We start from the raw sequence: 22,422 nt of genomic DNA on the forward strand, positions 1-22,422 counted from the left end.
GTGCTGGAGTTTGCCGGTGGGTTGGTGCAGCTGGTGGCGGTCAAAGCTTTCTACGGCGGCCCGCTAGTGGGGCAGGATTTGGCGTTTTTGGGCAAGCATATGCCGAACGTGGAAACCCGCGTGGCGGCGATTTACCGCCGCAACCGGCCCATCATTCCCCGTGGCGACACGGTGATTGAAGCGGACGACGAGGTGTTTTTCCTGGCCGCCCGGCGGGATATTCGCGCGGTGATGAGCGAGCTGCGCAAGGTCGAGCGGGATTTTCGCCGGGTGGTGATTGCCGGGGGCGGTAACATTGGCGAGCGGCTGGCGGAACACTTAGAACACAGCCATCAGGTCAAGATCATCGAGCACAGCCTGGAGCGTTGCACCGCGCTTTCCGAGCGGCTAGACCGCACCGTCGTGCTCCACGGCAGCGCCACCAGCAAACGGCTGCTGGAAGAGGAGAACATTGAAGATTGCGATATCTTCTGTGCGCTCACCAACGACGACGAAGTGAATATTATGTCGTCGCTGCTGGCGAAACGGCTGGGGGCGAAAAAGGTGCTTACCCTCATCAACAACGCTGCCTATGTGGATTTGGTCCAGGGTGGCGATATCGATATTGCGATTTCCCCCCAGCAGGCCACCATCGGCAGCCTGCTGACTCACGTTCGCCGGGGCGATATCGTCAACGTACACTCGCTGCGCCGGGGGGCGGCAGAAGCCATTGAGGCCATCGCCCACGGGGATAAGCAGTCATCAAAAGTCGTAGGACGCACCATCGATGAGATTGGCTTACCTGAAGGCACTACCATCGGTGCCATTGTACGAGGTAAAGAGGTGATGATTGCCCACGGCGATGTGCGTGTGGAAAGCGGCGACCACCTGATTCTGTTCCTGATTGATAAGCGGCGAATTCGCGATGTGGAGCGTCTGTTCCAAGTCGGTTTAACCTTCTTTTAGCAAACGCTGTTGTGACAAACGCCCCACCACCACGGTGGCGGCGTTAAATCTCTACCGCGCGGCCAATAAATTCTATAGGCCCGGTGGGGAGACCCGTAGGCGACCCGGAGTCATCTTCCAAGGTGAGCTCAAACAGCTGGTTATCCTCAAGCGGGGGAAGCTGATCTAAGCGCAGGCGCAGAGGCTGCCCTGGTTCTACCAAGCCTAGCGAGACAGGTGCTTGCCAATCATCGGCTTTGGTCCAGAACTCAAGCGCCTTGCCTTCTGGCACTTCAAAGGTGCCCAGCGGAATGAGCTGAATCTCCTGGCGGTTGGCAGCTTGAACCACCCACCCTGCCGATTGGGTTTGCGGCGCTAACAACACCACCATGTACTCCGGCGTGGCGGGCGTATTGGCAACGTTTGTCAGCATCACGCCCATTGCTAGCGCAGCGGCTAAGCCCACTCCAGCAACCCCTCGCCAAAACGGCAGGCTGTGCACTAAGCGGCGGCGCGGTGCATTCGGCCTGGGAGCACGTGTGGGCGCGGATGCCGGAGCACCGGCAGCAGATGCTTTTAAGCTGCGCTCAATGCGCGGCCAGAGGTAGTCAGAGGGCGTAACGGGATCAACTATCGCAGTGTAGGGAAAGAAGCGTTCTTCCCAGGCGGCGACTGCCTTTTGTAGCTCGGGGTCGTTGGCTAAACGCGCCTCAAAGGCTTCACGTTCAGCGATGGGCAACGTGCCCAGCACGTACTCCCCCGCTAGCGCATGAAGATCATCGGGTTTGTTTGAAGGGCTCATGCCATGCACTCCCGTAAGCGAAGCAGGCTGCGCTTGATCCAGGCTTTTACCGTGCCTAGCGGCGCGCCGGTGTGAGCCGCAATCTCTGCGTGGCTCAAGCCATCCACATAAGCATGCAGCACGCAGTTACGGCGTTCGGTTTCCAACTGCTGCAAACACTCATCCATCCGCTGACCGGTTTGCCAATCAAAGGCATCCGTCACCCGCGACGCCTGTTGAAAGGTGTCGTCGTCATCGAGTTCATGGGGGGCATTCAGGTCAACGCTCACTTCGCGGTCTCGCCCGCGGATCGCATTAAGCGCCAAGTGGCGAGCAATGCTGAAAATCCAAGTACGGGCAGCCCCTTTGTGAGGATCAAAACTATCAGCACGCTGCCAAATATTAAGGCAGGCATCGTGGACAATATCTTCGGCCATGCCACGGTCTTTTACGATACGGTAAACAACGCCAAGCAGCTTGGAACCTTCATACTGATAGAGCTGGTGAAGGGCTGCATGCTCACCCCGTGCACAGCGGGCTAACGCATCGGCGTAATCGAATTCATGGGTAGGCCTTGAGCCGTCACTCTCAGCGCTAATATTATGAACCTTACCTGTTTCAGACATATCACTATCAGACACATCTTCACTCCCTGGTCACGCGCCGATATCTGTCGTCGCACTGCCAGTTAGCATAGCGGCTAGGGAGCCTTGATACGAGTCCCTAGCCTTACTGAACTTAACAAATGTCAGTATTTGACGGACGCTTAGTTAGCGGTCCAGAAGATATAGTCAGCTTGATATGTGACCACAGCGGTGGCGCCTTCGTTATCGGTGCCACAGTCAACGTTAGGCGCAACGCCGCCCTGAGTATCCAGGCGCTGAATGTAGGACACACCATTCATGGCACCCTCGCCTTCCGCTGGATTGGCTTCTACTAGCTGCAGCGGAATGTTGCCGTCGCCGTTAGGTGACACGGCCAGCTGAGTCGCAGTCACTTTAGAGCCGTCCAGCGCTTCCCAGGTAGCGGGCGGGCCGTAGTAGCTGCCTACTTGATTGCCTTCGCGGTCATTCAGCGCGGCGTGAGGGCCTTTAAATACCCAACCCAGGCTACCATCGTCCTTGGCTTCACACATGTAGGTAATCGCGCCTACCCCTACCGTTTCAAGAGCAACGCTGTGGCCATCGGGCACTTGAATGTCGGCAGGCACATCGGCCAGCGCCGCTTGACTGAAAGATGCAATCAGAGTCGCAGCGAGGGTAGCACGCGTTAGATGTTGAATAGTCATGTCAGTCTCCTTGGGTTGTGTATCAACCACTTTTTCTGTGGCTGTATAGGGGATACACACAAGGAGACCGATTGGATGCACTCTTTTTAAAAAAAATTTAAAAACGTTATCGGCTCACACCATCGACCGTGATTTGGCGTGGGCAGGCGTTGCCATTGGAGTCAAACAGATGGCAGCGCTGGCCCGCGATTCCCAAGCGGGAATCTTGCCTCTCTTCCAGCCGGGTTAAGCCGTCCAAGCGTTGGGTTAAGGGAGCCTCGATGCCCGCCACCTGCCAGTGGGCAAGGGTTTCATAGCCCAGCTTTTCAGCCACCATGAGCGTCGCGCTCAGCGTTGCATCCGCGTGCTCTGGGGCGACGAAATCTTCGGCGCGCAGGCCCAGCGTAGCGCTATCGCCTGCTTGAAGCTTTTGGCCATTCACCGCCACTGCCAGCGTTTCACCGCTATGCAGGCGCACCACGGTTTGGCGCTCGCCGGGGTCGACCACCGTCACCGGCAGCGTATTGATACGCGGCGAGCCAATAAACTCCGCCACTTCCAGAGTATTGGGAAAGTGATACAGCGATAGCGGTGCGCCTACCTGGGCAATGCGCCCCTTGGAGAGCAGCACGATGCGATCCGCCAGGGTCATCGCCTCGATCTGATCATGGGTGACATAAATCATGGTGGCGTTTAAGCGCTTATGCAGCGCGGCGATCTGTACCCGCATATCCACGCGCAGCGCGGCATCCAAGTTAGAGAGCGGCTCGTCGAACAGAAATACAGCGGGCTCTTTCACCAGCGTGCGGCCAATGGCCACCCGCTGGCGCTGGCCGCCGGAGAGGTCTTTGGGCTTGCGCTCCAGAAGCTCTGTCAAATGCAGCATTTCAGCGGCGTGCTGCACGCGGCGGCGAATTTCCGCTTTGTCGGTACGCGCCAGCTTCAGGCCAAACGCCATATTCTCGGCCACGCTCATATGCGGATAGAGCGCGTAGGATTGAAACACCATGCCGATGTCCCGTTCCTGGGGCGGAATCTCGTTGATCCGCTGGCCATCTAACTGCATATCCCCTTCGGTAATATCCTCGAGCCCTGCAATCATGCGCAACAGCGTGGATTTACCGCAGCCAGAGGGGCCAACAAATACGACGAATTCGCCATCTTCAATGGTGAGATCGATATCCCGTGAAATCTCAACACCGCCAAAAGATTTACCAATACCGCTAAGGGTTAAACGTCCCATGGCGCATCCTCCTGTGCTTGCGGGCAGCGAGCAATGGCCACCCCAAACGGCGGCAGCGTCAGCGTACCGGCCTGCCATTCACCGTTTAGCCACGCAGGCGCAGCGGCTAATGCTGCTGCACTCTCGGGAGCTGCACGAGTGATAGGCTGGTCGCTAAAGTTGAGTGCTACCAACAAGCGCGTTTGTTGATAGGTGCGTTCAAAACAGAGCACGTCATCGCGCACCGGGTGGTAGCGCATGTCACCTTTAACCAGCGCGGGCTGGGTGCGCCGAAACGCTAAAAACGCACGGTAGGCGTTAAGCAGCGAATCGGCATCCTGCTCTTGTTGGTCCACCGCCAGGCTTGCGTGGGAATCGGGCACCGGCAGCCAAGGCGTTGCGCGGCTAAAGCCTGCATGGGGGGCATCTGCTTGCCAGGGGTGTGGGGTGCGGCAGCCATCACGGCCTTTATAGGCGGGCCAGAAGGTAATGCCGGCCGGGTCAACGAGCTGCTCAAAGGTCAGCTGCGCTTCGGGTAGGCCCAGCTCTTCGCCTTGATAGAGGCACACGCTGCCCCGCTGGCTGAGCAAAAACACCATATACAGACGTAGCTTATCGAGCTGCCCTTCCGCCTGCCAGCGGGTTGCCAGCCGCGTCACATCATGGTTGCCCAGCGCCCAGCAGGGCCAGCCATCGCCAATGCGCGCTTCCATTTCGGTGAGCGTTTCGTGCAGGTAGCCGGGGTCAGCTTTATCGGTCAGCAGGTTGAACGAGTAGCACATGTGCAGGCGCTTGCCACCCTGGGAGTACTCCGCCATCACGCCCAGGGCGTCGTCGTCGCCCACTTCGCCCACGCTGGTGGTGCCGGGGTACTCATCCAGCAGCGCTCGCAGACGCTCTAGAAACACCAGATTTTCCGGCTGGGTTTTATCGTATTGATGAAGCTGATAGCCGTAGGGGTTGTCGGGGCGAACGCCAAGAAAGCTCTCGGTGATTTCCTGACGCGGCGGGTTATCTTTTAACTCGCCGTGGGTGCAAAAATTCACCGCGTCCAGCCGGAAGCCGTCTACACCGCGCTCTAACCAAAAGCGCACTTCTTCCAGCATGGCGTCTACCACCGCTGGGGTGCGGAAGTTGAGGTCCGGCTGGCTGGCCAGGAAGTTGTGCAGGTAGTACTGGCAGCGGCGGGTATCCCACTGCCAGGCGCTGCCGCCAAACACCGACTGCCAGTTGGTGGGCGGCGCGCCGTCGGGCTTGGGGTCGGCCCACACGTACCAGTCGGCTTTAGGGTTATCGCAGCTTTGGCGGCTCTCTTCAAACCAGGCGTGCTGGTCTGAGGAGTGGGACATCACCTGATCAATCGTCACCTTCAGGCCTCGCGCATGGGCCGCTTCGACTAGGCGGTCGAAGTCTTCCAGCGTACCGAACATCGGGTCGACATCGCGGTAGTTGCTGATGTCGTAGCCAAAGTCTTTCATGGGTGAAGTGAAAAACGGTGAGAGCCAAATCGCATCGACGTTCAGTGAGGCGATGTAGTCGAGCTTCTCAATCACACCCTTTAAATCACCCACCCCTTCACCCGTGCCATCGCTATGGCTATCCATAAAGCTACGGGGATAAATTTGGTAAATCACGGCCCCGCGCCACCAGTCGGCACCTTGGCTGCCGATGTAGTGAGAAGTAGACGGTGTCTGCATCATGGTGAGTCCTTATCTTTATTATTGCCGACGTTTTAATCAACGATGGTTGGCATGATGCAGGCTGCGCGGCGAGATAAAATCCTCCCCCGGGGGGAGCGTTAGGCGTAGACGCGAGGAGGAGGTGTAAGAAAGCAGTCTAGAGACGGCCAAGCGCCGTATGGCTCTTTCAAGAACTACCTTTCAAGAACTAATTTGCAAGAACTACTCCCCCTGTATGTGTGCTAACAGCTGACCGGCCAGGGCAATCGCTTCATCCCGGCGGCGAATGTTCTGCTTTTGGTAAAGGCTGCGGATATGGGTTTTGATGGTGGTGGGTGCCACTGAGAGCTGCTCGGCGATCTGCTCATTAGAGAGCCCAGCGTGAATCAACCCAAGAATCTGCCATTCGCGGCGGGTCAGCGGCGAGGTGCGGATAAGCTCTGGCACATCGGGCCGGGAAACAATATCGGCAATCACCGTTTCATCCAGCATTAAGCGCCGGGCGCTGCCAAAGTCTTTTTGTCGGCCCGCCAGCGCCAACAGCCGTTCTGCCCTCGCCTGCTCTAAGCCGGTCAACATACCGCTCGTGAGCAACCCATTGAGTAGCTCCCCCAGAGGTTTACCCAAGCGTAAGAAGCTGCCTACCAGCGCCGTACGAGACGCGAGGCTCAGCGCTTGCTGCATATGCTGGCGCGCGTGCTCTTTGCTTCCTTCGTGCCACGCCACGGCGGCAAGGCAGAGCTGATTGCGGTTGGCGTCGGTCACCAGGCCTAACCGCTGGGTGTGCACTTCAAGCGCCTCTAATAGCGTGCGGGCTTCACCAAAGCGGCCCAACAGCGTGAGCGCTCGGGCGTGGTTGCGCACGTTACACTGGGCGAAATGGTTGGTCGCCCCTGAGGTCATCGGGGCAGGCGCTTCCTGACGCCAGCGCTCCACTGCGTCTAAGTCTTGAGTAGAGTGCCACCAGGAAAGCAGCGTCGCGTGGGCATTGGCGACCCAGTCGATATGGTAATCGCCTTCGGCCAGAATTTTACGCAGCCGCCGAATATGGTCGGCGCACTGGGCCTGATCGCCACGACTTTGGGCGATTTTAGCCAGTTGGATATGGCACTGCAACGTCCAACGCTCGCCTTGATTATCTAGCACGGCGATGCCTTTCAGCGCGGCCTGCTCGGCTTCGTCCAAGCGGTGCCACTCCCAGAGCACTTGGCTGCGAATCCGGTAAAGAAACTCCGCCACGGGCAGGTGTTCAAGCTCTGCGCGCTCTAAGTGAGCAAAAGCGCGCTCCTGAATATCGTAGGCGGCCTGTAAGCGCCCTTGGGCGACCAGGGTCTCCGACTGATGGCAAAACGACCAAAGCAGCCGCTGGTGGTCGTCACGCTGACGGGCCTGTCGCTCCACTTCGCGCACTCGCTGCAGTGATTCCTCTAAATAGCCCAGCACAAAGCGCGCCTCGCTCAGGATGGACGTCGCGGTGAGTGGCGTAGAGGCTAAATAGCGGGCGGGCACGGCTAGTGCCTGCTCAGCGAGCGGAGCAGCGAGTTCAGCGTTGCCTTGATTGATCGCCAGTTGCGCTCTCAGGGTGGCAAACTCCGCCCTCAATACTTGCCATTCAGGCACCTGCAGCTGCGCTTCGATCCAGCTAATCACCCTCGCGGTGACATCAAACTGAAACTGCGCGTGGGATACCCAGCCGTAGAGCAACGCAAGCTCTGGGCATGTTGAGATCTGAGGCTCTCCCTGCAGCGCAAGGCCTTGGGCTACGAGTGCATAGGCACCGCTTGCCAACAGCGCAGGCCCCTGCGATACCAGCAGGCTGGCCACATCGTCAGGCGTTTCGGCAAGAATAGCCTGGCGCAGCGCCATCACCGGGTCGTTAAGTGCCAGCCACGCCTGACTGGCGCGCTGGTGTAGCGTGCGCTGGGTAGCAAGGCTAAGCTCGTGGCGTCGATGGCGCAGGTACTCGCCAAACAATCGCTGAAAGCGGTACCACTGGGCGTGAGGGTCAGGGCGTTCAATAAACAGCCCCGCCTGCTCAAAGGCCTCAAACCGCTGCGTCAGGCGCTCACCTTCTAATAAGCGCGCCATTAGCTCCGGCGAGAATCGCTCTAGCACGCCCAGCTGTAGCATCAGTTCACGCTCATCTGGCGGCAATACCTGGGCCAGCAGTTCATCAAACCACGCCACAAAATCGGGATGCCCACCATTTAACCGTTCCACCAAGGCATCGAACCCCGCCCGTGTGGTGGTGCGCTCTACCAGCCAATTCAGCGCCATTACCCAGCCACTGCTTCTGCGCAGCGCTCTCTCTAGGCTTACCCGAGTCGGCGGAAAACTAAGTTGCTCTGCACACAGGGTATGAGCTTCTTCGCTATCGAACGCCAGCGCGCGCAAATCAATCTCTTCAAGCTCACCGCGTAAGCGTAGGCTGGCAAGCCCCAACGCAGGTCGTGAACGGCTGGTGAGAGTGAGGGTTAGCCAGCGCGGCTGGTGGCGCAGCCAGTGCGCAAGCCCGGCTAATATATCCGGATGCGTCAGGTGCTCAAACTCATCGACCACCAGCCGGCAGGCAGTATGCTGCTCGGGCAGCTCGCCCAGCCAGCGCTCTAGTTGCTCAACGCAGTCTGCCGCGTCGGACAACGGCGACAGCGTCGCTTGATCGCCCAACAGCGTACTGATCGCTGCCTGCCAGTAGTTCAGAAAACGCGCAGGCTGGTTATCGCGCTGATCTAGTCTTAACCATGCTGCCTCTTGCTCCAACGCAGGCAGGCGCTCGGCAAGCAGCGTGGTCTTGCCATAGCCAGCAGGCGCTTGCACAACTAACAAACGCACCCGCTCATTGAGGGCGAAATAGTCGTTCAAACGCGGCCTTGCCACCACACTCAGCGGCAGCGCAGGTGCTTTTAGCTTTTCCTGAAGCAGCGGCATGGCCCCTCCTCTTGCTTTACTGCTAATAAAAAGCCCGCGACGAATCGCGGGCAATCAGCATTGGCAAAACACATAGTTAGTGCAAACCGAGATCAAAACAGCCTTGCTAGTGAGCAGCTCGCCCTTAGAACCATACCTCAGTTTGGACACCAAAGGTGAACTCACCACCGGTGAAGCCATCGCTACCCAGCGAGCTAGCACCGTAGCTGTTCAGGCTGTCGTCCCAATCGCTGTAGGTAGTGAACAGACGAATTTCAGGACGCTTCCAGAAACCACCCACGTCTGGCTTGAAGGTCGGCGCGATGGTGAACTTCATGTAATCGCCATCGACAGCGTTACGGCCATCATAGCCCTGCGGTTCAAAGTCCATCCACTGATAGCTGGCTTCATACTGCATTTCAAAGTTCTGGTTAATCTCATTCGCTAAACGAATGTTCAGAGTTGCCCAGTCGTAGCTGTCACCGTTAGCAAAACGATCGTCGCTGGTTTCTGCCAAAATAGCAGGGGCAATACGCCATTGCGGAGCAATGTAGGTAGTACCATAAATGGCTAAACGCGTGGCCGTGGCGTCGTCAGTAAGATCGCCGTTGCTACCCAGGGCTTTCACTTCAGCCCCTAAGCCTTGGCCATGCAGCACGGCGGCTTTGAAGTTACCTTCGCCCATACCGAAGAAGCTATCACCGTGGTAAGCCACCATGGTGTGCCAGCCAGTATCAGCAGCCGTTTGGCCTACGCCAATATCGCGCTCCTCGTTATCAGCAGCGGACATACCGTTGACCATGACCTGCCAGTTACCGAAGTAGTTATTGGAGGTTAGAACCAGGTTGTCTGTATTGCTATCTCCGCCGTCTAAACCGGGGTTTTCGCGGTTAACAATCGGGAATTCGCTGAAGCTGCGGCCATAGAGCGAGAAGTTAGTTTTCCAGTTATCCGCCAGCTGTACGTCGTACACACCGCCACCGGTACCGGCCAGGAAGACCACATCGCTGTCGAGCCAGTGGATGTCGAAGTTGTTGCGGTCAAAGCGCTTACCGGCCCAGATGGATGCGTTTTCAAACGCCCCGGTAAAGCTGGGCAGGTCACTGAATTCTGCATACACCTGGCGCACGTTTAGATTGGTGTCATCGCCTACCCAATCGTTACTGGAGTTAGTGCCGTGAGCCAACATGGTGGTGTAACGGGCTTTAGCACCGTTATCAAACTGCATGCGGTAGTTCAAAATAGCTTCAGAGTAGGTATCGGGCTCGTTACCCAAACGACCCACGGCACCACCGTTGCCACCTGCCGGTGTTAGGTACGGACCACCTGGGGCGCTTTTGCCATCTTCGCCGATTAACAGGCCAGAGCGGGCGTAGACGTTAAACGAGAAGCCTTCTTCACCGCTGGCTTGACGTTCGACGCGCGCTAGGCGCTCTTCAATCTCAGCGTCGCTCGTCACGGCTGCTGGCGCGCTGGACGCTGGGGCAGTACTGGTTTGCTCAGCCAGCTCCGCACGACGCTCAGCCGCATCAGCGCGCTGCTCAGCGGCCGCGATGCGTGCTTCCAGCTCGGCAAAGCGCTCTTCCATGGTCATGTTGGCGTTGGCAGCACCGCATAAACCGAGACTGGCAGTTGCAACGGCAATGGCTAATGGTGTCTTGAATGTCATTTTGTGCATTGTTTTTAAACCCTAGAGTTGAATCCTATTGTTTTTTGTACTGTACGTCTGAACCCTCTTTTAACCATCTGAAGTAAGTTCCGTATGGTTAACATCAAGCGTTTCAGAACTGCCACCCGTGTCAGTGACTTCACTCGCCTAACAATCCCAAGACCTTCAACCGGCAAAGCCCTGTTCCCTTGGGTTTTACAATGAGTGTTGCAAAGCAACTTACGTTTCGCCTGCAAGGAGAGTGACAGGTGAAACTTAATCGATTAAGAGCTAGTAAACCAACAAGCTTTTGCTAATTATCGACCAATGTCTAAAGCCTTCTTTATCTTAGAAAAAACGCAATCAAACACGTTAGACAAAAGTCGCTATTGAACTTCACGCCAACAGACGGCTAACTGGCATCGTACTTAATCGTTTAAGTAGGCGCCATTAGCGCTTTGATACCCCATCACTCACAACAAAAAAACGCCGAGGAACGCCGTTATGAAAAAGACACTACTCACGTCCGCCATTGCTTTGGCCAGTATTGCCAGCGCCACTGGGTCTGCCCAAGCGGCTGAACTGACTATTTCTTGTGGCGCGGTGGGCGCAGAGTTAACCCTTTGCCAAGAAGGCGTACGGGCTTGGGAAGAGAAAACTGGCCACAGTGTTGATGTGGTTTCAACGCCTAACTCGTCTACTGAGCGCCTCTCGCTCTACCAACAAATTCTTTCTGCTAACTCCAGCGATATCGATGTGATGCAAATTGACGTGGTATGGCCGGGCCTGCTCGCCAACCACCTGCTCGACCTGCGTGAGGTGCTCGGCGAAGAGGCAGCAGCTGGTCACTTCGACACCATCGTCACCAACAACACCATTGATGACCGCTTGGTCGCCATGCCCTGGTTTACCGATGCGGGCGTGCTTTACTACCGCGAAGACTTGCTTGAAAAGCACGGTCACGAGGCACCCAGCACCTGGCAAGAGCTCACCGAGATTGCCCGCGAGATTCAAAACGCCGAGCGTGAAGCAGGCAACGACCGCATGCAGGGCTTTGTTTTCCAGGGGCGCGCCTACGAAGGCTTGACCGTTAACGCTCTTGAGTGGGTTGCAAGCTTTGGCGGCGGCACCGTGGTAGATAACGACGGTGAAGTGACCATCAATAACGAACGCGCCGCACAAGCGCTGGATCTCGCCGCTTCTTGGATTGGCGATATCTCCCCAGAAGGCGTGTTGAACTACACCGAGGAAGAAGCCCGCGGTGTTTTCCAAGGCGGCAATGCGGTCTTTATGCGTAACTGGCCCTACGCGTGGTCGCTGGCACAAAGCGACGACAGTGATGTACGTGGCAAGGTCGGCGTCATTCAACTGCCAGCGGGCGGTGAAGAGGGCCAAAGCGCTGCAGGCCTGGGCGGCTGGAACCTGGCCGTTTCTCGCTACAGCGAACACCCCGAGATTGCCGCTGACTTGGTCGCTTACCTGACCGGCGAAGAAGAGCAGAAGCGTCGTGCTATTCAGGCCTCTTATAACCCGACCATTGATGCGCTCTACCAAGATCAGGAAGTGCTCGATGCCGTGCCTTTCTTCGGCACGCTCTACGATACCTTCACGAATGCGGTGGCACGCCCCTCTGCCCCCACGGGAGATGCTTATGGCCGCGTCAGCAACGCTTTCTTCAGCACCTCCCATGACGTGCTGTCCGGCACTAAAGATGGCGCTCAAGCCGTCGCCGACCTTGAAGGCGAACTGCTGCGCCTGAAGCGTCGCAACTGGTAAACGCGGAGACACCTATGTCGAGCTCTTCTCACCACTCTCACCAAGACGCGCCCCTCGGGGCGCGTGCCGCCATGCCGCCTGTGCGGCGGCAGCGTGGCACCAAAGTACGTCGCCAACGGGTTAAAGCGGCATGGCTATTTTTAGCTCCAATGCTCATTGCCTTAACGCTGGTGGCGGGCTGGCCGCTAATGCGGACCTTCTTTCTTAGCTTTACCGATGCGTCGCTGTCCGACTTAGGCTCAGCGAACCTGATTGGCTTTGAAAACTATCTGGTTTACGACGATGGCCGCTGGTTTGGCGTGTTAGCCGACTCAGTGTGGTGGCAGTCGGTATGGAACACGGTCTACTTTGCAGTGGTATCGGTTTCCTTAGAAGTCGTTTTCGGTGTCATTGTCGCCCTTATTTTGAATGCTGAATTTAAAGGCCGCGTGATTGTTCGTGCGGCGGTACTGATCCCCTGGGCAATCCCCACGATTGTTTCTGCCCAAATGTGGGCATGGATGCTTAATGATCAGTTCGGCATCATTAACCACCTCCTCATGGTGGCTGGCATTATTGATAGCCCCATTGCCTGGACCGCCAGCGCCACCTACTCGATGTGGGCGGTCATCATGGTGGATGTATGGAAGACGATTCCGTTCGTTGCCCTGCTGGTATTGGCCGCTCTCCAGATGCTGCCTAAAGATTGCTACGAAGCCGCTGAAGTGGATGGCATTCATCCGGTACGCGTGTTCTTCAAAGTCACCCTACCGCTTATCACCCCTGCTTTGATGGTCGCGGTGATCTTTCGCTTGCTGGACGCCCTGCGGGTGTTCGACGTGATTTATGTCTTGACCTCCAACTCCACCAGCACGATGTCGATGTCGGTGTATGCACGCCAGCAGTTGGTGGAATTCCAGGATGTCGGCTACGGCAGCGCAGCCTCTACGCTGCTGTTCTTGATCATCGCCCTGGCCACCATTGCGTACCTTTACCTTGGCCGCAAACAGATCCAATTGGGAGGTGACTGATGAATAGTCGTCAGTTAGCCAAAATCGCTAAACGCGTTGGTTTTTGGGCCCTTATCGCGGTCATCATGGTGTATGCGGTGTTCCCGTTTTACTACGCGGTAATCACCTCCGTAAAACCCTCCAGTGACCTGTTCCGCGTGGAGCTATGGCCCTCTACCTGGAACCTGGATAACTACGCGCAAATCTTCAGCCAATCGAGCTTTGTGCGAGCGATTTTTAACTCGATCATCGTCGCGTTCAGCGTGGTGTTCATCGCTTTGCTGTTAGGCATTACCGCCTCTTATGCGCTAGGGCGGGTACGCTTTCGCGGCCGCTCTACCGTGCTGCTGGTCATTCTGGGCGTTTCGATGTTCCCGCAGGTGGCGGTGCTTTCCGGGTTGTTTGAAGTCATCCGCGCGCTGAATCTTTACAACAACCCGGCGGGCCTGATTCTCAGCTACACCATCTTTACCCTGCCCTTCACGGTCTGGGTACTCACCACCTTTATGAAGCAGCTGCCCATGGAGCTGGAAGAGGCCGCCATCATGGATGGCGCAACGCCCTGGGTCACTATCACCAAGGTGTTTCTGCCGCTGATGTGGCCTGCCATGGCGACCACCGGGCTGCTGGCGTTTATCGCTGCCTGGAACGAGTTTCTGTTTGCCCTGACGTTCACGTTGACCGATGCCCAGCGTACGGTGCCGGTTGCCATCGCGCTGCTGTCTGGCGGTAGTGCCTACGAGCTGCCCTGGGGGCCGATCATGGCCGCCTCCGTGGTGGTCACCGTTCCACTGGTAATTTTGGTGATTATTTTCCAGCGCCGCATTGTGTCGGGCCTGACCGCGGGTGCCGTCAAAGGCTAACCCACGCAACGAATATATTGATGGGCTGATGTGTATCCGTCAGCCACTTTTTTAAGGAATGAGTCATGCAAGACACTATGATGTGGTGGCGCGGCGGCGTTATTTATCAAATTTATCCGCGCAGCTTCTTAGACAGCCGCGGCGACGGTGTGGGCGACCTGAACGGCATCACTGAGAAACTGGATTACGTCGCGTCGTTGAACGTCGACGGTATTTGGCTATCGCCCTTCTTCACCTCGCCGATGCTCGATTTCGGCTACGACGTTAGCAATTACTGCGACGTTGACCCTATGTTTGGCACGCTGGACGATTTCAAAGCGCTGCTGGAAAAAGCTCACTCGCTGGGCCTGAAGGTGATGATTGATCAGGTGATTAGCCACACTTCCGATCAGCACCCCTGGTTTCAAGAGAGCCGCCAGGATCGCACCAATCCGAAAGCCGACTGGTTTGTATGGGCCGACCCGAAACCCGACGGCACGCCGCCCAACAACTGGCTGTCGATTTTTGGTGGTTCAGCGTGGACCTTCGACTCCCGCCGCCAGCAGTACTACCTGCACAACTTCCTGACCAGCCAGCCGGATGTGAACTTCCATAACCCGGAAGCGCGTCAGGCGCAGCTCGACAACATGCGTTTCTGGCTGGATTTGGGCGTCGACGGCTTTCGCTTGGATACGGTCAACTTCTACTTCCACGATGCCGAGCTGCGGGACAACCCGCCGGTACCCAAAGGCGAAGCCAAAACCCTGGGCGCTCCGGAAGCGAACCCTTACACCTGGCAGCGCCACGTCTACGACCTCAGCCGCCCGGAAAACCTCGACTTCCTGAAAGACCTGCGCGCGCTGATGGATGAGTACCCCGGCACCACCACGGTAGGTGAGATCGGTGATGACAACCCGCTGGAGCGCATGGCCGAGTACACCGCCGGTGGCGATAAGCTGCACATGGCGTATACCTTCGATTTGCTCAACATGCCCCACTCCGCCAGTTACCTGCGCGAAGTGATTGAGCGCTTCCAGCGCTTGGCGGGCGACGCTTGGCCCTGCTGGGCAACCTCTAACCACGATGTGGTGCGCAGCGCGACCCGCTGGGGCTCTGAAGAGGATCCCCACGCCTACCCGAAAGTGATGCTGGCCATGCTGTTCTCACTACGCGGTAGCGTGTGCCTTTATCAGGGTGAAGAGCTGGGCCTTCCAGAAGCCGATGTTCCTTTTGAACGCATTCAAGATCCCTACGGCAAAGTGCTGTGGCCCGAATTCAAAGGCCGTGACGGCTGCCGCACGCCCATGCCGTGGACCGACGTCGATCAAGGCGGCTTCTCCCCAGTAGAGCCGTGGCTGCCGATGGAAGCTCGCCATTTGGATTTGGCCGTTAGCCGCCAGCAAGACGACCCCAACGCCACACTCAATAGCGTGCGTGCTCTACTGGCGTTTCGCAGCAGCCACCCAGCGCTGTTTGATGGTGACTTAACGCTGGTGGATGTGGGTGAAGATCTGCTTGGTTTCACCCGTCAAAAAGGCGACGAAACGCTACTGTGCGTTTTCAACCTGACAGGGCAAGAGCAGCACACTACGCTGCCGGTTAACGTTGCCAGTGACCACTCAGTGGCCAACTTTACCGCTACGCGAGATGGCAGCACGCTCACGCTGCCTGCTTATCAAGCCGCCTTTATGCAGGTCGCCTAAAGCCGCCTACAACAGTTAATAACGATAGCCGGCCCGCGACGCTCTTGAGGCCGGCAAGGAGTTACCATGGCAAGTGTTACGCTTGAAAAGGTCAACAAGGTATTTGGCCGAGATCACATTATTAAAGACGTCGATCTCTCCATTGGCGACGGCGAGTTTGTAGTATTTGTCGGCCCTTCCGGCTGCGGTAAATCGACCCTGCTGCGTCTGATTGCCGGGCTGGAGTCCATCAGCGACGGCGATTTGAACATTGGCGGCACCGTGGTCAATGAGTTACCGCCTCGGGAACGCGGCGTGGGGATGGTATTTCAGTCCTACGCGCTCTACCCGCACATGACCGTTTACGACAACATGGCGTTTGGCCTGAAGCTGGCTAAAACCAACAAAGAAACTGTCCACGAGCGGGTGATGAGCACGGCTAAAATCCTCCAGTTGGAAGAGCTCTTACACCGCAAACCCAAAGCGCTTTCAGGTGGTCAGCGCCAGCGGGTAGCCATGGGCCGCGCTATGGCCCGCGAGCCGCGTATTCTGCTATTTGATGAGCCGCTCTCTAACCTGGACGCGTCGCTGCGCGTGCAGATGCGCAACGAAATTGCCCGTCTGCATAACCGCCTTGGTTCTACCATGATTTACGTGACCCACGATCAGGTAGAGGCCATGACGCTGGCAGATAAAATCGTGGTACTTAACCGCGGCCATGTTGAGCAGGTAGGCAGCCCTCACGAGCTCTACCAACGCCCGGCTACTAAGTTCGTGGCAGGCTTTATTGGCTCGCCCACCATGAATTTCCTGCCTGCCAAACTGCTTAACGGTGCCACTGACGGCTGTCGCGTTAATGTCGCAGGATTAGGTGACGTAACCCTGCCCCAAGCAGCCGATGGCTACTCCCAAGGCAGCTCGCTGACGCTCGGCGTGCGCCCAGAGCACCTGCGCTTGGAAGCGCCGCAGGGTGACAACTGCTTTGATATCGTGAACGTTGAGTACCTGGGCAACGAGGTATACGTTTACCTAGAGCCGAAAGAGGGCAAAACGCTACTGATTCACCGCAGCGAAGCCCCCAGCCAGTGGAAAGAGGGCCAGCAGGTATCGCTTGTGCCGGATACCGAGCACGTGCACCTCTTTGACGAGAGCGGTGCTGCTCTCATGCTCTCAGATGCTCGTTCAGCAGCGTAAGTAGTCAAAGAACGACCCAGCGCGGCCTTGGCGGTTGAGACAACCTTTACGATGAGGGTAGTCGGCATACCACCAAGGCCGTTATTCTTGTGCGCGACAATTAAATAATTAGCCTGCGCTATAAAATAAGGCAGGCACGCACTCTCTCTGCCAACGTTCTTCACCTGTTTAGGAAGCACCGTGACCGCCCCTCGCCGAATGACCCTAAAGGACCTTGCGCTCGAACTCGGCGTCTCTACCGCGACGATTTCCAACGCTTTCAACCGCCCCGACCAGCTCTCCCCGCTGCTGCGCGACCGCATTCTCAAAGAAGCCAAGCGGCTAGGATATAGCGGCCCCGATGCCAAAGCCCGCAGCCTGCGCACCGGTCGGTCTAGCATTGTGGCGGTAATTCTGGCCGAAAGCCTGACCTACAGCTTGAACGATGCCGTGGCCAGCGAGTTTCTCTCTGGCGTGGCCGAAGTACTCGATGCCCACGGGCACACCATGCTGCTGTTACCCGGTCGAGGTCACGCCTCCCAGCCACCTGGTTCAGCTAATATTGCCGATGGCTTTATCGTTTACGGGCTCATGCCCAACAATAAGCTGTTGAATGAGCTTCCTTCACAGCGCCCGCTGGTGTCGGTGGATTTTGATATTGACGGCTGCCCTACAGTGCATATCGATGACCGCGACGCCAGCTACGCGATGGCAACCCATGCGCTTAAACAGCGCCCTCTTCGGCCTGCCATTATCAACCTGCGCTTAACCAAAGAGCACTGCAATGGCCGGGTAACCAAAGAGCACACGATGCTGCCGGACAGCAGCACCATTAGCCGTGCGCGCCTAGCCGGGTTTCACGCGGCGCTCACCGAGCATGGCTTTGATACCGACGCGATTCCGCTATGGAATATTGAAGAGAATGTGTTTGATGTGTGCTCGCCGGTGATTACCGAAATCATCGACCTACCCGCTGAGCAGCGCCCTGACCTTTTGCTATGCATGTCAGACCGAATTGCGCTCACCGCGCTAACGCTAGCAGAGCAACGCGGCATTCACGTCCCAGGGGAGTTACGAATTACCGGCTTTGACGGCATTGCCGAAGGGCAGTACCGGGCACCACGCTTAACCACCGTACGCCAGGACAGCGCAGGTAAAGGACGCGTAGCGGCCAAAATGATTTTGGGCCGAATACCAAAAACCCAGCAGCTGCTCAAAACCGAGCTGCTGCTGGGTGATACCTGCCCTTAAAGAGCCGCCCCTATGGTGGCAGGGGTTATTTAGCGGTTTTCTGCATCGCGATGGCGGTATCTAACATACGGTTGGAGAAGCCCCACTCGTTGTCGTACCACGCCATGATTTTCACCAGACGACCGTTTACACGGGTGTGGTTGGCGTCAAAGATGGACGAGTGCGCATCGTGATTGAAGTCGATAGACACCAGCGGCTGGGCGTTAACAGCCAGCACCGGAGAGTTCGCGGCCGCTTTCTCGACAATCGCGTTGATCTCTTCTTTGGTGGTGTCACGACCCGCGGTGAAGGTTAGATCCACCAGGGAAACGTTAATCACCGGCACGCGCACGGCCAAGCCGTCAAACTTGCCCGCCAGCTCCGGCAATACCAAGCCTACGGCTGCCGCCGCGCCGGTTTTGGTCGGAATCATGGAGTGGGTAGCACTACGCGCACGGTAGGGGTCTGTGTGATAAACGTCCGACAGGTTCTGGTCGTTAGTGTAAGCGTGAACGGTGGTCATTAGGCCATTCTCGATACCGACCGCATCGTTCAGCGCTTTGGCAACAGGGGCTAAGCAGTTGGTGGTGCACGAAGCATTCGATACCACGGTGTGCTCAGCGGTCAGAATGTCGTCATTCACACCGTAAACGATGGTGGCATCCGCATCCGGGCTGGGCGCAGAAATCAGCACGCGCTTAGCGCCCGCAGCGATATGCTTGGCCGCCGCATCTCGCTTGGTAAACAGGCCGGTACACTCCATGACGAGGTCAATGTTCATAGAGGCCCAAGGCAAGTTGGCCGGATCGCGCTCAGAAGAGATCGCAATACGATCCCCATCCACGCTGATGCTCTCTGCATCGTGTTCAACCGCGAACGGGAAGTGACCGTGAACCGTGTCATGACGCAACAGATGCGAGTTTAGCGAAGGGTCGCCCAGATCGTTGATCGCAACTACCTGAACGCGATCACGGTAGCCGTTCTCGTACAGCGCGCGCAGTACGTTACGGCCAATCCGTCCAAATCCGTTAATGGCAACTCTTATTGTCATGGTAGCACCTCAATCAAGCAGTGGTCGTAGATGGCGTATCCAGTAAAAAAATTACTAAAAATACGTATTTAAGCACCTATAGGCCGATTTTAACCTGCCATAACCGCCCCTAAAGGCTAATAACTATCCAATATGTAGTAAAATTACTATATAAAGGCTATCGTAGTCCAATACTTAATCAAAGATTCATCGGCCCTTTTTTTCCGGGCTTTGTTCAGCCCATGCTGCTCATCAGGAGTCACCACCATGACACGCACAGCTCCCCCCACTCCCCTCCGTCGTACCAAAATCGTCGCCACGCTTGGCCCTGCCAGTGACCGCCCTGGGGTGTTGGAAGCCATGCTTAAGGCAGGCGTGGACGTGGTGCGGCTGAACTTCTCTCACGGCTCCGCTGATGATCATCGTCGCCGCCTGACCGAGGTGCGCGAGATCGCTCAGCGCTTAGGCCGCAGCGTCGCGGCACTCGGCGACCTGCAAGGCCCCAAAATTCGTATTTCCCGCTTTAAGGAAGGCGCCATCCACTTAGACATCGGGCAAGCGTTTGTGCTCGATATGGCAATGGATGCCAATAGCGGCACCGCCGAGCGGGTTGGCTGCGACTATAAAGCGCTAGTGGATGACGTTGCCCCCGGTGACCGGCTGCTGCTAGACGATGGCCGCGTAGTGCTAGATGTCACCTCTATTGTGGGGCAGGAAGTGCACACCCAAGTTCACGTGGGTGGCAAGCTGTCTAACAATAAGGGCATCAACAAACAGGGCGGCGGCCTGTCGGCACCGGCGCTTACCGATAAAGATAAGCAAGACCTGAAAACAGCCATTGAGATTGGCGTGGACTATTTAGCCGTCTCCTTCCCACGCCACGCCGCCGATATGCAAGAAGCCCGCGCACTACTGGGCGAGGAAGGCAAAGAGATTGGCTTGGTCGCCAAACTGGAGCGTGCAGAAGCCGTAGCCAACGATGAAACCTTAGACGCCATTATTGAAGCGTCTGAAGCGGTGATGGTCGCCCGTGGCGACCTGGGCGTAGAGATTGGTGATGAAGCGCTGATTGGCACACAAAAGCGCATTATCAAGCATGCTCGCTCACTGAATCGCGCGGTGATTACGGCTACGCAGATGATGGAGTCGATGATCGAGTCGCCGCTACCTACCCGTGCGGAAGTGTTCGACGTGGCTAACGCCGTTCTCGACGCCACCGATGCCGTCATGCTCTCTGCCGAAACCGCTGCGGGCGACTATCCTGTGGAAACCGTTGAGGCTATGAACCGCGTCTGCCTGGGTGCCGAGCGCGAGCGCATCGCCCAAGCCTCCGGCCACCGTATTCATGAAGGCTTCGAGCGGATCGATGAAACCATCGCACTTTCTGCCATGTACGCTGCCAACCACCTGACCGGCGTGCGCGCTATTGCCTGCATGACCTCCACCGGCTACACGCCGCTGATTGCCTCGCGCATTCGTTCAGGCTTGCCGATTGTTGGCTTGGCCCACAGCCCTATCGCCCAACGCCGTATGGCACTCTATCGCGGTGTGGTCTCGATTCCGTTTGATACCACGCACATGGAGCCCACCGAGGTGAACCATGAAGCCATCAAACTGCTGAAGGCCTATGGATTGGCACACCCAGGTGAGCATGTCATTCTTACTCGCGGCGACCATATGAATGCCCACGGCGGCACCAATACCATGAAAGTACTGGCCGTTGACGCCGAGTAAATAACCGCCTCGCCGCACTATCAATAATAAGCGAATGACCAGGAGAGCCATGCCATGAACGATGCCCACCCACCCCGCCAAGCCGTGCGCACGCTGCAACCGCGTAAGCGTATTGCGCTGATTGCCCACGATGGCAAAAAAACCGAGATGCTGGAGTGGGCGACGCGCTGGCAAGACACGCTGAGCCAGCACACGCTGATTGGTACGGGCACCACCGCAGGGCGGCTGAAGACCGCCCTGGGGCTAGAAGTAGAAGGCTTAATGAGCGGGCCGCTGGGCGGCGACCAGCAGATTGGGGCGCGTCTTGCCGAGCAGCAGCTCGACGTGCTGATTTTCTTCTGGGACCCCTTTGCACCGCAGCCCCACGACCCGGATGTAAAAGCGCTGCTGCGTTTAGCGGCGCTATGGAACGTACCGGTGGCATGTAATGCGGCTAGCGCCGACTTTCTGCTCTCCTCGCCCTATTTAAGCGAGCGCTACGATATGTCGATTCCAGACGCGAACGCCTGGGCACAGGCCCGCACGGTATAACCGGGCGCGCCTTGCGCTTAGCGGGTACGCAGGTGACGCGCCACCACCTGCTGCCCGCACTGGTAGCTTCCGTTCATCGCACCCAGCGCGCACTGCAGCGTTAATTCTGCGATGCGGTCATAATCCTGCAACGCAGAATTGACCGGCTGGGGCAAAAAATCTAACAGGCGGTGGTCACCAAAGGTGGCTAACCGCAGCGTCTCTGGCAGCCCGCCCTGGGCGAGCAGCTCATCAAACACACCCTCCATGAGCGCATAGGAGGCCGTGACCAACGCATCAACCTCACCCACCGCCAAGGCTTGTTTAGCCAGTTCAACGCCTACGTCACGCTCATAACGCTCGCCACTAAAAGTGGCTGCCTCAACTCCCAGCCCATCCAGCGCGGCAAAAAATCCCGCCCGGCGCTCTCGGCTAACCGAGAGTTCGGGCATGGCGTCTAGCCAGGCAATGCATCGCGTTGAATTCGCCATCACCGAACGTGTTAGCGCATAAGCCGCTTCATGATCATTGCTCACCACGCTGGCAAAGCGCTCGGGCGTCAGGCCGCGGTCCATGCCCACCACGCTCCACCCTTCATCGGCTAAATCTGCGTAAAAGGTGTCGTTTTCTGGCAGGCAGCTGGCGGTAATCAGCACTTCGCAGCGCTGGGCCCGCAGCGCTAGGGCCAGCGTGCGCTCGCTGTCTGCGCAGTCATCGGAACTCACCACCAGCAGCTGGTAGCCGCGCTCGCGAGCACCGCGCTCCAAGCGTTTAGCGAGGCGCGCATAGCTGATGTTTTCCAAATCCGGCACGATCAGGCCAATTAAGCGGCTAGCACCACGGCGCAGCGCAGCGGCCTGAGGGTCAATGTGATAACGGTGCTGACGCACCACGGCCATGACTTTGTCGATGGTGGCTGAACTAATGCGCCGCTGTTCAGCCTGGCCGTTGATTACATAGCTTGCCGTGGTGCGCGAAACCCCGGCAAGCCGGGCAATATCGGCAAGTGTCATGCTGGTTTCTCCCTA

At 57.4% G+C, this 22,422-nt stretch carries 18 protein-coding genes; 9 read left to right on the forward strand and 9 right to left on the reverse strand.

Annotation, left to right across the window (positions count from 1 at the left end):
* Window positions 1-945: Trk system potassium transporter TrkA (trkA, locus tag IEW65_RS15745; protein ID WP_188640409.1), on the forward strand; the 945-nt coding region annotated here is incomplete at its 5' end.
* Between the two features lie 43 nt (window positions 946-988).
* Here the strand turns inward: trkA and IEW65_RS15750 are convergent.
* From IEW65_RS15750 to IEW65_RS15780, 7 genes are all read right to left on the reverse strand, one after another.
* Window positions 989-1,726, reverse strand: a complete 738-nt coding sequence (locus IEW65_RS15750; RefSeq protein WP_188640410.1) for an anti-sigma factor — start codon at window positions 1,724-1,726, stop codon at window positions 989-991.
* Window positions 1,723-2,346, reverse strand: coding sequence for a sigma-70 family RNA polymerase sigma factor (locus IEW65_RS15755; RefSeq protein ID WP_229755595.1), 624 nt, complete (start codon window positions 2,344-2,346; stop codon window positions 1,723-1,725). Before IEW65_RS15755 ends, IEW65_RS15750 begins: the two co-directional genes overlap by 4 nt.
* A gap of 125 nt (window positions 2,347-2,471) precedes the next feature.
* A complete protein-coding gene (locus IEW65_RS15760; protein ID WP_188640411.1) occupies window positions 2,472-2,993 on the reverse strand; it encodes a DUF3455 domain-containing protein in 522 nt (173 codons plus the stop codon).
* Between the two features lie 106 nt (window positions 2,994-3,099).
* Complete coding sequence (gene ugpC, locus IEW65_RS15765; protein ID WP_188640412.1) at window positions 3,100-4,215, reverse strand: sn-glycerol-3-phosphate ABC transporter ATP-binding protein UgpC; 1,116 nt, start codon at window positions 4,213-4,215, stop codon at window positions 3,100-3,102.
* Window positions 4,203-5,894, reverse strand: a complete 1,692-nt coding sequence (locus IEW65_RS15770) for an alpha-glucosidase (RefSeq protein WP_188640413.1) — start codon at window positions 5,892-5,894, stop codon at window positions 4,203-4,205. Before IEW65_RS15770 ends, ugpC begins: the two co-directional genes overlap by 13 nt.
* 201 nt (window positions 5,895-6,095) lie before the next feature.
* Window positions 6,096-8,801 (reverse strand): HTH-type transcriptional regulator MalT, encoded by a 2,706-nt coding sequence (gene malT / locus IEW65_RS15775; protein WP_188640414.1) that lies wholly within the window; start codon window positions 8,799-8,801, stop codon window positions 6,096-6,098.
* Between the two features lie 124 nt (window positions 8,802-8,925).
* A complete protein-coding gene (locus IEW65_RS15780) occupies window positions 8,926-10,458 on the reverse strand; it encodes a carbohydrate porin (protein WP_188640415.1) in 1,533 nt (510 codons plus the stop codon).
* A 474-nt stretch (window positions 10,459-10,932) separates the two neighbouring features.
* Between IEW65_RS15780 and IEW65_RS15785 the strand changes: the two genes are divergently transcribed.
* The 6 genes from IEW65_RS15785 to IEW65_RS15810 all read left to right on the forward strand — a co-directional run bounded on the left by IEW65_RS15785 (window position 10,933) and on the right by IEW65_RS15810 (window position 18,141).
* Window positions 10,933-12,204 (forward strand): ABC transporter substrate-binding protein, encoded by a 1,272-nt coding sequence (locus IEW65_RS15785; RefSeq protein ID WP_188640416.1) that lies wholly within the window; start codon window positions 10,933-10,935, stop codon window positions 12,202-12,204.
* Between the two features lie 14 nt (window positions 12,205-12,218).
* Window positions 12,219-13,214, forward strand: coding sequence for a carbohydrate ABC transporter permease (locus tag IEW65_RS15790; RefSeq protein ID WP_422822624.1), 996 nt, complete (start codon window positions 12,219-12,221; stop codon window positions 13,212-13,214).
* Window positions 13,214-14,056, forward strand: a complete 843-nt coding sequence (locus tag IEW65_RS15795) for a carbohydrate ABC transporter permease (protein WP_188640417.1) — start codon at window positions 13,214-13,216, stop codon at window positions 14,054-14,056. The genes IEW65_RS15790 and IEW65_RS15795 overlap by 1 nt, the downstream gene beginning before the upstream one ends.
* A gap of 65 nt (window positions 14,057-14,121) precedes the next feature.
* Complete coding sequence (locus IEW65_RS15800; RefSeq protein ID WP_188640418.1) at window positions 14,122-15,738, forward strand: alpha-glucosidase family protein; 1,617 nt, start codon at window positions 14,122-14,124, stop codon at window positions 15,736-15,738.
* A 66-nt stretch (window positions 15,739-15,804) separates the two neighbouring features.
* On the forward strand, window positions 15,805-16,911 hold the full coding sequence (locus IEW65_RS15805) for an ABC transporter ATP-binding protein (protein ID WP_188640419.1): 1,107 nt from the start codon (window positions 15,805-15,807) through the stop codon (window positions 16,909-16,911).
* Between the two features lie 198 nt (window positions 16,912-17,109).
* A complete protein-coding gene (locus tag IEW65_RS15810) occupies window positions 17,110-18,141 on the forward strand; it encodes a LacI family DNA-binding transcriptional regulator (RefSeq protein WP_188640489.1) in 1,032 nt (343 codons plus the stop codon).
* Between the two features lie 25 nt (window positions 18,142-18,166).
* Here IEW65_RS15810 and gap read toward each other — a convergent pair whose 3' ends face one another.
* On the reverse strand, window positions 18,167-19,171 hold the full coding sequence (gene gap, locus IEW65_RS15815) for a type I glyceraldehyde-3-phosphate dehydrogenase (protein WP_188640420.1): 1,005 nt from the start codon (window positions 19,169-19,171) through the stop codon (window positions 18,167-18,169).
* A 246-nt stretch (window positions 19,172-19,417) separates the two neighbouring features.
* Here gap and pyk point away from each other — a divergent pair, with 246 nt between their 5' ends.
* Window positions 19,418-20,884 carry a pyruvate kinase gene (gene pyk, locus IEW65_RS15820; RefSeq protein WP_188640421.1) on the forward strand — a complete coding sequence of 489 codons (1,467 nt, stop codon included), beginning with the start codon at window positions 19,418-19,420 and terminating at the stop codon, window positions 20,882-20,884.
* A 54-nt stretch (window positions 20,885-20,938) separates the two neighbouring features.
* Entirely contained in the window at window positions 20,939-21,415 is a 477-nt protein-coding gene (locus IEW65_RS15825; protein WP_188640422.1) for a methylglyoxal synthase, read from the forward strand.
* Between the two features lie 17 nt (window positions 21,416-21,432).
* On the opposite strand, the gene cra is transcribed toward IEW65_RS15825, so the two are convergent.
* Entirely contained in the window at window positions 21,433-22,407 is a 975-nt protein-coding gene (gene cra, locus IEW65_RS15830; RefSeq protein WP_188640423.1) for a catabolite repressor/activator, read from the reverse strand.
* Window positions 22,408-22,422 lie beyond the last annotated feature (15 nt).

Source organism: Vreelandella lutescens, assembly GCF_014640815.1.
GTDB lineage: Bacteria > Pseudomonadota > Gammaproteobacteria > Pseudomonadales > Halomonadaceae > Vreelandella > Vreelandella lutescens.

Coding starts and splice junctions, on each gene's coding strand:
- IEW65_RS15750 (WP_188640410.1), bottom strand. CDS start 1,726: ATGAGCCCTTCAAACAAACCCGATGATCTTCATGCGCTAGCGGGGGAG.
- IEW65_RS15760 (WP_188640411.1), bottom strand. CDS start 2,993: ATGACTATTCAACATCTAACGCGTGCTACCCTCGCTGCGACTCTGATT.
- ugpC (WP_188640412.1), bottom strand. CDS start 4,215: ATGGGACGTTTAACCCTTAGCGGTATTGGTAAATCTTTTGGCGGTGTT.
- IEW65_RS15770 (WP_188640413.1), bottom strand. CDS start 5,894: ATGATGCAGACACCGTCTACTTCTCACTACATCGGCAGCCAAGGTGCC.
- malT (WP_188640414.1), bottom strand. CDS start 8,801: ATGCCGCTGCTTCAGGAAAAGCTAAAAGCACCTGCGCTGCCGCTGAGT.
- IEW65_RS15780 (WP_188640415.1), bottom strand. CDS start 10,458: ATGCACAAAATGACATTCAAGACACCATTAGCCATTGCCGTTGCAACT.
- IEW65_RS15785 (WP_188640416.1), top strand. CDS start 10,933: ATGAAAAAGACACTACTCACGTCCGCCATTGCTTTGGCCAGTATTGCC.
- IEW65_RS15790 (WP_422822624.1), top strand. CDS start 12,219: ATGTCGAGCTCTTCTCACCACTCTCACCAAGACGCGCCCCTCGGGGCG.
- IEW65_RS15795 (WP_188640417.1), top strand. CDS start 13,214: ATGAATAGTCGTCAGTTAGCCAAAATCGCTAAACGCGTTGGTTTTTGG.
- IEW65_RS15800 (WP_188640418.1), top strand. CDS start 14,122: ATGCAAGACACTATGATGTGGTGGCGCGGCGGCGTTATTTATCAAATT.
- IEW65_RS15805 (WP_188640419.1), top strand. CDS start 15,805: ATGGCAAGTGTTACGCTTGAAAAGGTCAACAAGGTATTTGGCCGAGAT.
- IEW65_RS15810 (WP_188640489.1), top strand. CDS start 17,110: ATGACCCTAAAGGACCTTGCGCTCGAACTCGGCGTCTCTACCGCGACG.
- gap (WP_188640420.1), bottom strand. CDS start 19,171: ATGACAATAAGAGTTGCCATTAACGGATTTGGACGGATTGGCCGTAAC.
- pyk (WP_188640421.1), top strand. CDS start 19,418: ATGACACGCACAGCTCCCCCCACTCCCCTCCGTCGTACCAAAATCGTC.
- IEW65_RS15825 (WP_188640422.1), top strand. CDS start 20,939: ATGAACGATGCCCACCCACCCCGCCAAGCCGTGCGCACGCTGCAACCG.
- cra (WP_188640423.1), bottom strand. CDS start 22,407: ATGACACTTGCCGATATTGCCCGGCTTGCCGGGGTTTCGCGCACCACG.